Origin of the sequence: Pseudomonas fluorescens, assembly GCF_005938625.1 — a bacterium.
GTDB lineage: Bacteria > Pseudomonadota > Gammaproteobacteria > Pseudomonadales > Pseudomonadaceae > Aquipseudomonas > Aquipseudomonas fluorescens_BD.
This window is the reverse complement of sequence record NZ_VCNJ01000013.1, coordinates 134887-148648: the sequence shown is the minus strand read 5'-3', so window position 1 is coordinate 148648 and position 13762 is coordinate 134887. Positions and strand designations below refer to the sequence as shown.

General features: G+C 60.4%; 12 protein-coding genes. 9 read left to right on the top strand and 3 right to left on the bottom strand.

From position 1 onward, the window contains the following. Positions 1-31: 31 nt before the first annotated feature. Complete coding sequence (locus tag FGA82_RS09810; RefSeq protein WP_171057267.1) at positions 32-493, top strand: ATP-dependent zinc protease family protein; 462 nt, start codon at positions 32-34, stop codon at positions 491-493. Then, positions 490-1395, top strand: a complete 906-nt coding sequence (gene rimK / locus FGA82_RS09805) for a 30S ribosomal protein S6--L-glutamate ligase (RefSeq protein ID WP_007949201.1) — start codon at positions 490-492, stop codon at positions 1393-1395. The genes FGA82_RS09810 and rimK overlap by 4 nt, the downstream gene beginning before the upstream one ends. 82 nt (positions 1396-1477) lie before the next feature. On the opposite strand, the gene FGA82_RS09800 is transcribed toward rimK, so the two are convergent. Together FGA82_RS09800 and ompR are read right to left on the bottom strand one after the other, a co-directional pair. After that, a complete protein-coding gene (locus FGA82_RS09800; RefSeq protein WP_007917930.1) occupies positions 1478-2791 on the bottom strand; it encodes an ATP-binding protein in 1314 nt (437 codons plus the stop codon). A gap of 113 nt (positions 2792-2904) precedes the next feature. After that, entirely contained in the window at positions 2905-3645 is a 741-nt protein-coding gene (gene ompR, locus FGA82_RS09795; protein WP_064388985.1) for an osmolarity response regulator transcription factor OmpR, read from the bottom strand. A gap of 358 nt (positions 3646-4003) precedes the next feature. Here ompR and FGA82_RS09790 point away from each other — a divergent pair, with 358 nt between their 5' ends. From FGA82_RS09790 to tauD, 7 genes are all read left to right on the top strand, one after another. Continuing rightward, positions 4004-6328, top strand: a complete 2325-nt coding sequence (locus FGA82_RS09790; RefSeq protein ID WP_016986272.1) for a Tex family protein — start codon at positions 4004-4006, stop codon at positions 6326-6328. Further along, positions 6328-6711 (top strand): PaaI family thioesterase, encoded by a 384-nt coding sequence (locus FGA82_RS09785; protein WP_053116527.1) that lies wholly within the window; start codon positions 6328-6330, stop codon positions 6709-6711. Before FGA82_RS09790 ends, FGA82_RS09785 begins: the two co-directional genes overlap by 1 nt. A gap of 270 nt (positions 6712-6981) precedes the next feature. Further along, positions 6982-8565 carry a glutamate--cysteine ligase gene (gene gshA / locus FGA82_RS09780; protein ID WP_141126932.1) on the top strand — a complete coding sequence of 528 codons (1584 nt, stop codon included), beginning with the start codon at positions 6982-6984 and terminating at the stop codon, positions 8563-8565. A 328-nt stretch (positions 8566-8893) separates the two neighbouring features. Further along, positions 8894-9871 (top strand): taurine ABC transporter substrate-binding protein, encoded by a 978-nt coding sequence (gene tauA / locus FGA82_RS09775; RefSeq protein WP_008086822.1) that lies wholly within the window; start codon positions 8894-8896, stop codon positions 9869-9871. A gap of 16 nt (positions 9872-9887) precedes the next feature. Next, the gene (gene tauB / locus FGA82_RS09770; RefSeq protein ID WP_141126931.1) at positions 9888-10682 is read left to right on the top strand and encodes a taurine ABC transporter ATP-binding subunit; all 795 of its coding nucleotides are present in this window, start codon (positions 9888-9890) and stop codon (positions 10680-10682) included. Further along, positions 10679-11518, top strand: a complete 840-nt coding sequence (gene tauC / locus FGA82_RS09765; protein ID WP_141126930.1) for a taurine ABC transporter permease TauC — start codon at positions 10679-10681, stop codon at positions 11516-11518. Before tauB ends, tauC begins: the two co-directional genes overlap by 4 nt. 134 nt (positions 11519-11652) lie before the next feature. After that, positions 11653-12492 (top strand): taurine dioxygenase, encoded by an 840-nt coding sequence (gene tauD / locus FGA82_RS09755; RefSeq protein WP_141126929.1) that lies wholly within the window; start codon positions 11653-11655, stop codon positions 12490-12492. A 160-nt stretch (positions 12493-12652) separates the two neighbouring features. Here tauD and mgrA read toward each other — a convergent pair whose 3' ends face one another. Continuing rightward, positions 12653-13690 (bottom strand): L-glyceraldehyde 3-phosphate reductase, encoded by a 1038-nt coding sequence (mgrA, locus tag FGA82_RS09750; RefSeq protein ID WP_141126928.1) that lies wholly within the window; start codon positions 13688-13690, stop codon positions 12653-12655. Positions 13691-13762 lie beyond the last annotated feature (72 nt).

The window sequence follows — 13762 nt, the reverse complement described above, 5'->3', positions numbered from 1 at the left end:
TTGGTTTTTTCTATTGAAGACATTTGACCATTTGACCGTTGTCGGTCTGCGCGAGTGGGTGGCGCTTCCGGATTTGGGAGTCGCAGGCCTGCGGGCGAAGATCGACACCGGTGCCAGCACCTCCAGCCTGCATGCCACCGACATCGAGCCCTTCGAACGCGACGGCGAGAAGTGGGTGCGCTTCACCGCGCACCTGGGCACGGTGGTGCAGTTGCGCCACCGCCGCTGTGAAGCACCGCTGGTGACGCGCAAGACCATCAAAAGCTCCAACGGCCATGCGCAGGTGCGCTACGTGATCAGCACCACCCTGGCCTTGGGTGATCGAGTGTGGCCGGTCGAGTTCACCCTCGCCTGCCGCAAGTCGATGCGTTATCGCCTGTTGCTCGGTTCCAAAGCCCTGATCGATGGCCAGTTGGTGGTCAATCCGGGCATCAAATATGTACAAGACAAGCCGGTGTTCCCGGTATCTACCTCCTCCACAGGTGTTGCATGAAGATCGCTGTGCTGTCGCGGAATCCGCGTCTGTATTCCACCCGCCGTCTGGTCGAAGCCGGAACCGAGCGCGGGCATGAAATGGTAGTGATCGACACCTTGCGCGCCTACATGAACATCGCCAGCCACAAGCCGCAGATCCACTATCGCGGCAAACCGCTGGAAGGCTTTGACGCGGTGATTCCACGGATCGGCGCGTCGGTGACGTTCTACGGCTGCGCGGTGTTGCGCCAGTTCGAAATGATGGGGGTGTTCCCGCTCAATGAATCGGTAGCCATCGCCCGTTCGCGGGACAAGCTGCGTTCGCTGCAATTGCTGTCGCGACGCGGCATCGGTTTGCCGGTGACCGGGTTTGCCCACTCGCCGGATGACATTCCCGATTTGATCGACATGGTCAACGGCGCGCCGCTGGTGATCAAGGTACTGGAAGGCACTCAAGGTATCGGTGTGGTGCTGTGCGAAACCGCCACGGCGGCGGAATCGGTGATCGAGGCCTTCATGGGCCTGAAGCAGAACATCATGGTTCAGGAGTACATCAAGGAAGCGGGCGGCGCGGATATTCGTTGTTTCGTGGTCGGTGACAAAGTCATCGCGGCAATGAAGCGGCAGGCCAAGCCGGGTGAATTCCGGTCCAACCTGCATCGCGGCGGCAGCGCCAGTCTGATCAAGATCACCCCGGAAGAACGCATGACCGCGTTGCGCGCGGCGAAGGTCATGGGACTGGCGGTGGCGGGTGTGGATATCCTGCGTTCCAATCACGGGCCGTTAGTGATGGAAGTGAATTCGTCGCCAGGACTGGAAGGGATCGAGACCACCACAGGGAAGAATGTGGCGGGGATCATCATTGAGCATCTTGAGAAAAATGGCGGGCCGAATATGACCCGGACAAAAGGCAAGGGCTAAAACCAGCTTCTAGCGGCAAGCTTCAAGCGACAAGTAAAGTCGCTTTTGCTTGCCGCTTGCAGCTTGAAACTCGTCGCTGCGCCTATACAGCATCCCGAGGCAACATCAACCCCAGCGGCAATCTCACCCGCGCCTCCAGCCCTCCCCCGGACCGGTTACGCAATTCAACATTGCCGCCATGCATCGAAGCAATCCGCTTCACAATCGCCAAACCCAAGCCAGTACCCTTGCCACCCCGAGCACGATCGCCTCGGGTAAACGGGTTGAAAATCGCCTCCAGCTCCGAAGGATCGATCCCCGCCCCTCGGTCCATCACACTCAGCACCACATACGGCGCACTGACGTCACCGGACACGTAAGCCGCGACTTCAACGTGACCGCCAGCATGGTTCAAGGCGTTGCCGATCAGGTTGTTCAGCAAGCGCTTCATCGATACCCGCCGCAGCGGAAACGGCTGAATCGGCTCAAGACGCAAACGCACCTTCTCTTCATTCTGGTTGTATGGCGCCGCGACCTCGCGCACCAGATCAGTCAGATCCACTTCTTCCACCGACTCGTCACGACCGTCGCGGATGAACGCGAGGAACTGGTCAAGAATCGCGTCCATGTCTTCAATGTCGCGCACCATGTCGTCGGTCAGGTCGTTGCGGTCGCCCATCAACTCCAGCGACAGGCGCAACCGCGTCAACGGTGTGCGCAAGTCATGGGACACGCCGGCCAGCATCAACTCACGCTCGCGTCCGGCCTGCTCGACGTCTTCGGCCATCTGGTTAAAAGCGCGATACACCTCGGTCATCTCGCTCGGCGTGTCGCTGATCGGCAGACGTACGCTGCGGCCCTGACCGAGTTGCCGGGCGGCATAGACCAGACGCTTCAAGGGTTGGTTGAGCTGACTGACGAAAATCCATGCCGACGCTGTCGACAACAAGCCGATGGCGAGGAACCAGCCGAGCACGTTCCAGATTTTCTGGCCGCGCAACGGGTGCGGATACAGCGGCACCTTCAGCCAGCCGTCACCGAGGCTCGGGGCGCGCACCCACAAAGCCGGCGGCGAGTGCATGCGCAAACGCACTTCAGTGTCGGCGCCCAACTCCGCCTGCATCTGTCGCTGGTAGATTTCGCTGTACGGCCAGTGCTGCTCGCCTTCCGGCACACCGGCGCCGACTACCCGAATCAGGGTGGCGGCATCAGCGATCTTCGCGCGGTTTTCTTCATCGGCAGCCCAATAGGCGCGCAGCGTCAGGGCGACGCCGTGGCTGTATTGGCGGTCCACCAGCACGTCCTCGTTCATCAACAGATAAACCAGGGTCAGCGCCTTGGAGAACAACACGACGATAAGCACCAGCCAAAGGGTGCGGGAGAAAAAACTTTGGGGGAACCAGACAGGGGTCTTCATCTATAACCGCTACACACTTGCAGGAGCGAGCAATGCTCGCATATTGCGGATTGCGAGTCTGCGGGCATGGCCGTTCGACCAAAACCCGCAGACCCGCTCCTACAAATCGCCGATCACTTGGTGGCGGCGCCATCCGGTACGAACACGTAGCCCACACCCCAGACGGTCTGGATATAACGCGGCTTCGATGGATCAGGCTCGATCATGCGGCGCAGACGGGAAATCTGCACGTCGATGGAACGCTCGAGGGCGTCCCACTCGCGGCCACGGGCCAGGTTCATCAGTTTGTCGCGGGTCAGCGGCTGACGCGCGTTCATCACCAGTGCCTTGAGTACCGCAAACTCACCCGTGGTGAGCATGTGCACTTCATCGCCGCGTTTCAGTTCGCGGGTGGCCAGCGACAACACGTAATCACCGAAAGTGACGTTTTCGTCTTCACTGCCCGGCGCGCCCGGCACCGGTGCGGCCTGACGACGCAGGACAGCTTTGACCCGGGCCATCAGCTCGTCCGGGTTGAACGGCTTGGCCAGATAATCGTCGGCGCCCAGTTCCAGGCCCTTGATGCGGCTCAACTCATCGCCCTTGGCGGTGAGCATGATGATCGGAATCTGATTGTTCGCGCCACGCAGGCGGCGGCAAGCGGTCAGACCGTCTTCCCCGGGCAGCATGAGGTCGAGGACCACAAGATTGAAGACTTCACGCGACAGCAGACGATCCATCTGTTCGGTGTTCGGTACGGTGCGGGCACGGTAGCCCTTGCTGACGAAAAAACGTTCCAGCAGGCTGCTCAGCCCCGGATCGTCGTCAACGATGAGAATTTTTTCGCCTTCAGCAGTTTGTGCAGTGCTGCTCATTGGATGCTCCTTTTAGCTCGGCGCGCATTATGGCGTAGCTGCCGTTATACGCACCGTGTGCATTGTTAGCAGATTTTTCCTTCACTGCCAGAAAACCGGGGTTTATGCCTACAGACTGCGACGCCCCCGAATGACAGAACGCTGGTTATAATGCGCGGCGTTTTGTGCCAGGCAACGTCTGAATCGTTACCGCAGGTGGCAGGTTTTTTTTCCTGTCCAGCGCAGTAATTGTTCGATTTCAAGGGTCAACGGGCTGCCTTTTGACCCAGGCAGCGGCAATTTTCTAGCCGCTCAACCAGACTCCGGGCCTTTATTTCCGTGCCTGCGAGCCTGATTTCACACTATGTCAGGTGGTTTTATGGACAGCATCAACAGCCGCATTGCCGAGGAACTCGGCGTACGCCCACAACAGGTCGAAGCGGCCGTCGCGCTACTCGATGAAGGCTCTACCGTTCCCTTCATCGCCCGTTACCGGAAAGAAGTCACCGGCAGCCTCGATGACACCCAGTTGCGTCATCTGGAAGAGCGTCTGCGCTACCTGCGAGAACTCGACGAACGGCGCATCAGCATCCTCGCCAGCATCGAAGAGCAAGGCAAACTCACCCCTGCCCTCGAACGCGACATCAAACTCGCCGACACCAAGACCCGCCTCGAAGACTTGTACTTGCCGTACAAGCAGAAGCGCCGCACCAAGGGCCAGATTGCCCTGGAAGCCGGCCTCGGCGACTTGGCCGACGGCCTGTTCAACGACCCGAACCTGGCCCCGGAAACCGAAGCCGCGCGCTTCGTTGATGCCGAAAAAGGCGTGGCCGATGTCAAGGCAGCCCTTGAAGGCGCCAAGTACATCCTCATGGAACGCTTCGCCGAAGACGCCAGCCTGCTGGAAAAACTGCGTAACTACCTGAAACAGGAAGCCACCCTCAGTGCCCGCGTTATCGCCGGCAAGGAAGAAGAAGGCGCCAAGTTCCGCGACTACTTCGAACACGACGAGCCGCTGAAAAGCATGCCGTCGCACCGCGCGCTCGCCATTTTCCGTGGCCGCAACGAAGGCATCCTCAGCTCCGCGCTGAAAGTCGGCGACGAATTGCCGGGCACCATGCACCCGTGCGAAGGCATGATCGGCCAGCAATTCAACATCCAGAACCAGAACCGCCCGGCCGACAAATGGCTCGGCGAAGTGGTGCGCTGGACGTGGAAGGTCAAGCTCTACACGCACCTGGAAACCGACCTGCTCGGCGAACTGCGTGACGGTGCCGAAACCGAGGCGATCAACGTGTTCGCGCACAACCTGCACGACCTGCTGCTGGCCGCACCGGCCGGCCCGCGCGCAACCCTCGGTCTCGACCCGGGCCTGCGTACCGGCTGCAAGGTTGCCGTGGTCGACTCCACCGGCAAACTGCTCGATCACGCCACGGTTTACCCGCACGTGCCGCACAACAAGTGGGATCAGACCATCGCCATTCTGGCCGCCCTGTGCGCCAAGCATTCGGTTGACCTGATCGCCATCGGCAACGGCACCGCCAGCCGCGAGACCGATAAACTGGCGATCGAGCTGATCAAAAAATACCCAGCGATGAAAATGACCAAGGTCATGGTCTCCGAAGCCGGCGCATCGGTTTACTCGGCGTCGGAACTGGCAGCCAAGGAATTCCCGGATCTGGACGTGTCGATCCGTGGCGCGGTGTCCATCGCCCGTCGTCTGCAGGATCCACTGGCTGAACTGGTGAAAATCGATCCGAAATCCATCGGTGTCGGCCAGTACCAGCATGACGTTTCACAGCTGAAACTGGCGCGTGGTCTGGACGCCGTGGTCGAGGACTGCGTGAACGCCGTCGGCGTTGATGTGAACACTGCTTCGGTGGCGCTGCTGGCGCGGATCTCCGGCCTCAACGCAACGCTGGCGCAAAACATCGTCGCGCACCGCGATGAGCACGGCGCGTTCAAAACCCGTGCAGCCCTGAAGAAAGTCGCGCGTCTGGGCGAAAAAACCTTCGAACAGGCTGCCGGTTTCTTGCGCGTGATGAACGGCGACAACCCGCTGGATTCGTCGGCGGTTCACCCGGAAGCCTATCCGCTGGTGCAGCGTATTGCCGCTGAAACCGACCGTGATATCCGCTCGCTGATCGGTGATGCAAGCTTCCTCAAGCGTCTGGATCCGAAGAAATTCACCGACGAGACGTTCGGTCTGCCAACCGTCACCGACATCATCCAGGAACTGGAAAAACCGGGCCGCGACCCGCGTCCGGAGTTCAAGACGGCCGAGTTCCAGGAAGGCGTCGAAGACCTGAAAGACCTGCAATTGGGGATGATCCTCGAAGGCGTCGTCACCAACGTGACCGCGTTCGGCGCATTCGTCGACATCGGCGTGCATCAGGACGGTCTGGTGCACATCTCGGCGCTGTCGGAGAAGTTCATCAAGGATCCGCGTGAAGCGGTGAAGGCCGGTGACGTGGTGAAAGTGAAGGTCATGGAAGTCGACATCCCGCGTAAACGCGTTGGCCTGTCGATGCGCATGGGCGACACCCCGGGCGAGAAAATCGACGGTGCCCGTGGCTCGCGTCCGGGCTCGGCCCAGCGCCAGCCTTCGAACAACGCGCCACGCAAGGAAACCGCCACCGCAGCGCCGGTGAACAATGCGATGGCCTCGCTGTTCGCCAATGCCAAGCAGTTGAAGAAACGCTGATGGAAATTCCGGCCGGGCTCGTCGAGAGCGCGTTTTTCAAGCTGTTGGGCTGCCGCCTGCACAGCCTGGAAACCGGGGTGGCGCAAGTCGCCCTGGTGCTGGAACCGGAACTGCGCAATCGCGGCGGCAAATTGCACGGCGGCGCGCTGTTCAGTCTGGTCGACATCGCCATGGGGCTGGCCTGTTCCAGCACCCACGGCTTCGATCAGCAGAGCGCGACCATCGAGTGCAAGATCAACTATATCCGCGCCGTTTCCGACGGCGAGGTCATGTGCACGGCACGGGTCATCCACCCGGGCCGCCGCACTTTAGTGGTCGAAGCCGACGTGATGCAGGGCGACAAACTGGTCGCAAAAGCACAAGGCACGTTCGCTGTCCTGTAGCTACCGGTCATCATTTTGAGTTAATTTCGGCGCAACGAACCTTGTGGGAGCGAGCTTGCTCGCGAAGGCGGTGTGTCAGGCAACCGAAATGTTGGCTGATAAACCCTCTTCGCGAGCAAGCTCGCTCCCACAGGGATTGTGCAGTTCCTGACTGACCGGCAAATGGCCTGCCGCTACAAAACCAGGCGAAAACGCCAGTTTCAACTTCACCCTTGTAGACCGTCCTGCCCACCCCCATATTGGGGCGACTGACGCGTGAAGGAATCCAAATTGAGCGAACTTCTCAACCGCCGCCTGGCTCTGCTCGGCGAGCGCGCTAACCTCTCTCTGCTCGAGCAGTGCCTGCACGGTATCGAACGTGAATGCCTGCGCGTGACCAGCGAAGGTCGCCTGGCGCAAACGCCGCACCCCGAAGCCTTGGGTTCCGCGCTGACCAACGAACAGATCACCACCGACTACTCCGAGTCGCTGCTGGAATTCATCACGCCCGCCCTTCCCGACCCGGCCGACACGCTGGCGAGCCTGGACAAGATTCACCGCTTTGCCTACAGCAAGCTCGGCAACGAGTACCTGTGGAGTCCATCGATGCCGTGCCCGTTGCCGGCCGAGGAAGATATCCCGATCGCTTATTACGGCACCTCCAACATCGGTCAGCTCAAGTACGTCTACCGCAAGGGTCTGGCCCTGCGTTATGGCAAGACCATGCAGTGCATTGCCGGGATTCACTACAACTTCTCCCTGCCGGAAAAGCTCTGGCCGTTGCTGCGCGAAACCGAAGGTTTTGTCGGTACCGACCGCGATTTTCAGTCGTTTTCCTACATCGCACTGATCCGTAACTTCCGTCGCTACAGCTGGCTGCTGATGTACCTGTTCGGTGCCTCTCCGGCACTCGACGCCGGTTTCCTGCGTGGTCGTTCGCATCAACTGGAACAACTCGATCCGGACACGCTGTATCTGCCGTACGCCACCAGCCTACGCATGAGCGACCTTGGTTACCAGAGTAACGCCCAGGCCGGTCTGACGCCGTGCTACAACGATCTGTCGAGCTACACCGACAGCCTGCGCAAAGCCGTGGCCACGCCATACGCGCCATACGTTGAAGTCGGCACGCACCAGGATGGCGAGTGGGTTCAGCTCAACACCAACATCTTGCAGATCGAAAACGAGTACTACTCCAACATCCGCCCGAAACGCGTGACCTACACCGGCGAGCGGCCGATTCAGGCGCTGGTGGCCCGTGGCATTCAGTACGTTGAAGTGCGTTGCCTGGACATCAACCCGTTCCTGCCGATGGGCATCGACCTGACCGAGTCGCGCTTCCTCGATGCGTTCCTGCTGTATTGCGCGCTCAACGACAGCCCGTTGCTGACCAACACCTCGTGCGGCAACGCGACGTCGAACTTCCTCAGCGTGGTCAAGGAGGGTCGTCGTCCGGGTCTGCAATTGCAGCGTAATGGTGAATCGGTCGAGATGAAGACCTGGGCGGCCGAACTGCTGGAGCAAATCGCCCCGCTGGCGGCGTTGCTGGATCAAAGCCATGGCGGCGATGCACACAGCAAGGCGCTGGATGCGCAACTGGCCAAGGTCAGCGATCCGTCCCTGACGCCATCCGCGCAGGTGCTGGCGGCGATGGCTGAGCACAAGGAAAGCTTTGCGCAGTTCTCCTTGCGTCAGAGTCAGGCGCATGCGGAGTTTTTCCGTAGCGAGCCTTTAGCGGCGGATGAGCAAGCGAAGTTTGAGGAGTTGGCGCGTACTTCTTTGGCAGCGCAGGCTGAGCTGGAGCAGAACGAGGTTGGGGATTTTGATGTGTTTGTCGGGTCCTATCAGGCGAGCATTCTGGCAATCAGTAATTAAAAGTTGTCGGTAAAAAGATCGCAGCCTGCGGCAGCTCCTACATGGGAATGAGATTTCCTGTAGGAGCTGCCGAAGGCTGCGATCTTTTGCTTTGCTTAGATTGATCGTTCCCATGCTCCGCGTGGTAACGCCTCAAAGGACGCTCCGCGTCCAGGGTGACGCGGAGCGTCACCGGCTGCATTCCCACGCAGAGCGTAGGAGCGATCTGACCCCCTCCTTAGATTTTTCCGCTCATAAGCTCATTCGAAAAAGTTATTTATTTACCAATTCTTAGATCATTTAGTCTCCTTTGACGCCGACACTCGGTCGCCTGATATGGAGCTCTTCAATGAAACTGAATTTCCCGCTTCGCCTGCTCGCCGCAGCCTCTCTGGCTGCCGCGAGTTTTCTGGCTCAGGCCGCCGACCTCACCGTCGCCTACCAAACCACCGTTGACCCGGCGAAAGTCGCTCAGGCCGACGGCGCTTACGAAAAAGCCACCAAAGCCGACATTGCCTGGCGCAAGTTCGACAACGGCGCCGACATCATTGCCGCCATCGCTTCCGGTGACGTGCAGATCGGCTACCTCGGTTCGAGCCCGCTGACCGCCGCGATCACCCGCAAAGTCCCGGTGGAAACCTTCCTCATCGCCACTCAGATCGGCGCTGCCGAAGCACTGGTCGCCCGCGACGGTTCCGGCATCAAGACCCCGCAAGATCTAGTCGGCAAGAAAATCGCCGTGCCGTTCGTGTCCACCGGGCACTACAGCCTGCTCGCCGCACTGAAGCACTGGAACATCGACCCGTCGAAAGTCACCGTGCTCAACCTCGCCCCTCCAGCGATCATCGCCGCGTGGAAACGCGGTGATATCGACGCCACCTACGTGTGGGATCCGGCGCTGGGCGTGGCCAAGGAAAACGGCAAAGTGCTGATCACCTCCGGCGAACTGGCCAAATTCGGCGCGCCGACTTTCGATGCGTGGATCGTGCGCAAGGACTTCGCCGAGAAGCACCCGGAAATTGTCACCGCGTTCGCCAAGGTCACCCTCGACGCCTACGCCGACTACCGCAAAGACCCGAAAGCCTGGCTCGCCGACCAATCCAACGTCGACAAACTGGTGAAACTCTCTGGCGCCAAGGCCAGCGACATCCCATTGCTGCTGCAAGGCAACGTCTACCCGCTGGCCGCTGATCAGGTCGTCACCCTCGGCGCGCCGACCACCAAAGCCATCACCGACACCGCTGCGTTCCTCAAGGAGCAAGGCAAGGTCGAAGCCGTTCTGCCGGACTACGCGCCGTACGTCAGCGCCAAATTCATCACCAACTGATCGGGAGTTAACTGCGATGGCCTTGCTACAGCTGGAGCGCATCAGCGCACAGTACCCGGGCAGCCCGGAACCGGTGCTGGCGGATATTTCTCTGACCCTCGGGCCTCAGCAATTGCTGGTCGCCCTCGGCCCGTCCGGCAGTGGCAAGACATCGCTGTTGAACCTGATTGCCGGCTTCGTTGAACCGAGCGCCGGGCGCATCACCCTCGACGGCGTGCCGGTCAAAGGCCCGAGCGCCGAACGTGGTGTGGTGTTCCAGGATGACGCTTTGCTGCCTTGGCAGGACGTGTTGGCCAACGTCGCATTCGGTCTGGAGCTGGCCGGTGTCGCCAGGGACAAACGCGAAAAGATCGCCCGTGAAATGCTCGCGCTGGTTGATCTTTCCGGCTTTGAAAACCGCCGCATTTGGCAACTGTCCGGTGGTCAGAAACAGCGCGTCGGCCTCGCCCGCGCCCTCGCCGCTGACCCGCGTGTGTTGCTGATGGACGAGCCTTTCGGCGCCCTCGACGCGTTCACCCGCGAGCAGATGCAGGAGCTGTTGCTGCAAGTCTGGCAGCGCACGGCCAAGCCGGTTTTCCTGATTACCCATGACATTGAAGAAGCGGTGTTCCTCGCCACTGACCTGATTCTGCTCGCGCCGAATCCGGGGCAGATCGTCGAGCGTCTGCATCTGGACTTCGGTCAGCGTTATGCCGCTGGCGAGTCCGCCCGCGCGATCAAATCCGATCCGCGCTTTATCGAAACCCGCGAACACGTGCTGAGCAAAGTGTTCTCGCAACGCAGCGCCGGGCAACGGCAGGAGCGCGCATGAGCAGTTACGACGTTTCCTCGGCGGCGGTAAAACCCGTCAGCGCTTCGGTGGCGATTCCGGTACGCCGCAGCCTCAGCACACGCTGGATCAGCTTGCTGACGCTGTTTGCCTTGTTGGCGATCTGGTGGGCGGTGACGGCCACTGGACTGATCGAGCCGCTGTTCCTGCCGCCACCGTCCGCCGTGCTGCAGAAGGGCTGGTTACTGGCGACTACCGGTTACATGGATTCGACCTTGTGGCAGCACTTGGGCGCGAGCCTGAGCCGCATCGGTCTGGGCCTCGGATTTGCGATTTTGACCGCTGTGCCGGTGGGCATCGCCATTGGTGCCAACCGTATCGCCCGTGGCGTGCTCGATCCGCTGATCGAGTTCTACCGCCCTATCCCACCGCTGGCCTATCTGCCGCTGATCGTGATCTGGTGCGGTATCGGCGAGTTGTCGAAAGTGCTGCTGATTTATCTGGCGATTTTCGCGCCGATTGCCATCGCTACCGCTACTGGTGTGCGTACGGTTGATCCGGCGAAATTGCGCGCGGCGCAGTCGTTGGGTGCGACGCGCTTGCAGCTGATTCGTCATGTGATTTTGCCGAGTGCCCTGCCGGACATTTTGACAGGCGTGCGCATTGGTCTGGGCGTTGGCTGGTCGACGTTGGTCGCTGCCGAATTGATTGCCGCGACCAGTGGCCTGGGTTTCATGGTGCAGTCGGCCGCGCAGTTCCTCGTCACCGACGTGGTGGTGCTGGGGATTCTGGTCATCGCCCTGATCGCCTTCGCCATGGAAATGGGCCTGCGCGCCCTGCAGCGCAAACTGGTGCCATGGCACGGCCAGACCCACTAAAACTTTTTGAATCCCCCTGTAGGAGCTGCCGAAGGCTGCGATCTTTTGACCTTGCTTATAAAGATCAAGATCAACAGATCGCAGCCTTCGGCAGCTCCTACATAGGGTGATGACCGGAATTGAAGAGAAAGACCATGAGCAGCCTCAACATCACCCCATTAAGCTCAGCCCTCGGCGCACAAATCAGCGGCGTCGACATCAGCCAGCCGCTGAGCCTGGAACACCGCGACGCGATCGAGCAGGCACTGCTCAAATACCAGGTTTTGTTCTTCCGTAACCAGCCAATCGAACCTTCGCAACAAGCGCGTTTCGCCGCCTATTTCGGCGATCTGCACATTCACCCGATCTACCCGAACGTGCCGGAACAACCGGAAGTGCTGATCCTCGACACCGCCGTCACCGACGTGCGTGACAACGCGATCTGGCACACCGACGTGACCTTCCTGCCGACGCCGGCGATGGGCGCGGTGCTCAGCGCCAAGTTGCTGCCGGAGTTTGGCGGCGACACGTTGTGGGCCAGCGGGATTGCTGCGTATGAAGCGCTGTCAGCGCCGCTGAAAGGTTTGCTTGAAGGCCTGACCGCGACTCACGACTTCACGCGCTCGTTTCCGCTGGAACGCTACGGCAACACGCCAGAAGCATTGGCGCAGTGGGAAGAAGCACGGCGCAAGAATCCACCGCTGTCACACCCGGTGATTCGCACGCATCCGGTCAGTGGGCGGCGCTCGCTGTTCGTCAACGAAGGCTTCACGTCGAAGATCAATGAGCTGTCGGAAACCGAGAGCGAAGCGATTCTGAAGTTTCTGTTCGCCCATGCGACGCGACCGGAATTCACCATTCGCTGGCGCTGGCAGCAGGACGATATTGCGTTCTGGGACAACCGCGTGACGCAACATTACGCGGTGGATGACTACCGGCCGGCGCGGCGGGTGATGCAGCGGGCGACGGTGTTGGGGGATGTGCCGTTTTTTTAGGATCAAAAGATCGCAGCCTGCGGCAGCTCCTACCTTGATCATTCCCACGCTCTGCGTGGGAATGCCGCCCGGGACGCTCTGCGTCCCATCTAAAGCCGAACGCAGAGCGTCCGTGGATGCATTCCCACGCGGAGCGTGGGAACGATCAGCTTCGAGAGGCTCACTCCGCCGTCGAAGGCCTCTCCCAAAGATTGATCCCGCCCTCTTGGGCAAACCGGTCAATCTCCGCCAACTCTTCAGCACTGAAACTCAGATTCTTCAACGCCTCGACGTTCTCGATGATCTGTTCCGGCCGGCTCGCACCAATCAACGCAGAAGTCACCCGCGGATCCCGCAGCGTCCACGCCAGCGCCAGTTGCGCCAGACTCTGACCGCGACGCTTGGCAATTTCATTCAACGCCCGCACATGAGCAATGTTGGCGTCGGACAAGTGCGAGGCCTGCAACGAGCCACCGCCCGGACGGTTGACCCGCGCATCCGCCGGCACGCCGTTGAGGTATTTATCGGTGAGCAGACCTTGCGCCAGCGGAGTGAAAGCGATCACGCCCGTGCCGAGTTCATCAGTGGTATCGAGCAGATCTTTTTCCACCCAGCGATTGAGCAAGTTGTAGGCCGGCTGATGAATCAGCAGCGGTACTTTCCACTCTTTCAACAGCGCAGCGATCTCGCGGGTTTTCACCCCGGAATACGACGAGATACCGATGTACAACGCCTTGCCCTGTTGCACGGCAGTGGCGAGGGCGCTGGCGGTTTCTTCCAGTGGGGTGTCCGGGTCGAAGCGGTGCGAATAGAAAATATCCACATAGTCGAGCCCGAGGCGTTGCAGGCTCTGGTCGAGGCTGGCCAGCACGTATTTGCGCGAGCCACCGCCCTGACCGTAAGGGCCGGGCCACATGTCCCAACCGGCCTTGCTGGAGATGATCAGCTCATCGCGGTACTGCTTGAAGTCTTCACGCAGCAAGCGGCCGAAATTAGTCTCGGCGCTGCCGTACGGCGGGCCGTAGTTGTTGGCCAGGTCGAAGTGGTTGATGCCCAGATCGAATGCAGTGCGCAGCAACGCGCGCTGGGTGTCGATCGGCGTGCTGTCACCGAAGTTGTGCCACAGGCCCAGCGACAGCGCCGGCAACACCAGACCACTGCGGCCGACGCGGCGGTAAGGGATAGAGTTGTAGCGGTTTTCGGCAGCGGTGTATGTCATCGAATCCTCTCTTGTCTGTCTTGAAATGGGTGTCGACTGCTTCGCGAGCAAGCTCGCTCCCACCTTTGGAAT

Bases quoted from the DNA above. Each gene is read 5' to 3' on its own strand.
- rimK (WP_007949201.1), top strand. From the start codon at position 490: ATGAAGATCGCTGTGCTGTCGCGGAATCCGCGTCTGTATTCCACCCGC.
- FGA82_RS09800 (WP_007917930.1), bottom strand. From the start codon at position 2,791: ATGAAGACCCCTGTCTGGTTCCCCCAAAGTTTTTTCTCCCGCACCCTT.
- ompR (WP_064388985.1), bottom strand. From the start codon at position 3,645: ATGAGCAGCACTGCACAAACTGCTGAAGGCGAAAAAATTCTCATCGTT.
- FGA82_RS09790 (WP_016986272.1), top strand. From the start codon at position 4,004: ATGGACAGCATCAACAGCCGCATTGCCGAGGAACTCGGCGTACGCCCA.
- FGA82_RS09785 (WP_053116527.1), top strand. From the start codon at position 6,328: ATGGAAATTCCGGCCGGGCTCGTCGAGAGCGCGTTTTTCAAGCTGTTG.
- tauA (WP_008086822.1), top strand. From the start codon at position 8,894: ATGAAACTGAATTTCCCGCTTCGCCTGCTCGCCGCAGCCTCTCTGGCT.
- tauB (WP_141126931.1), top strand. From the start codon at position 9,888: ATGGCCTTGCTACAGCTGGAGCGCATCAGCGCACAGTACCCGGGCAGC.
- tauC (WP_141126930.1), top strand. From the start codon at position 10,679: ATGAGCAGTTACGACGTTTCCTCGGCGGCGGTAAAACCCGTCAGCGCT.
- tauD (WP_141126929.1), top strand. From the start codon at position 11,653: ATGAGCAGCCTCAACATCACCCCATTAAGCTCAGCCCTCGGCGCACAA.
- mgrA (WP_141126928.1), bottom strand. From the start codon at position 13,690: ATGACATACACCGCTGCCGAAAACCGCTACAACTCTATCCCTTACCGC.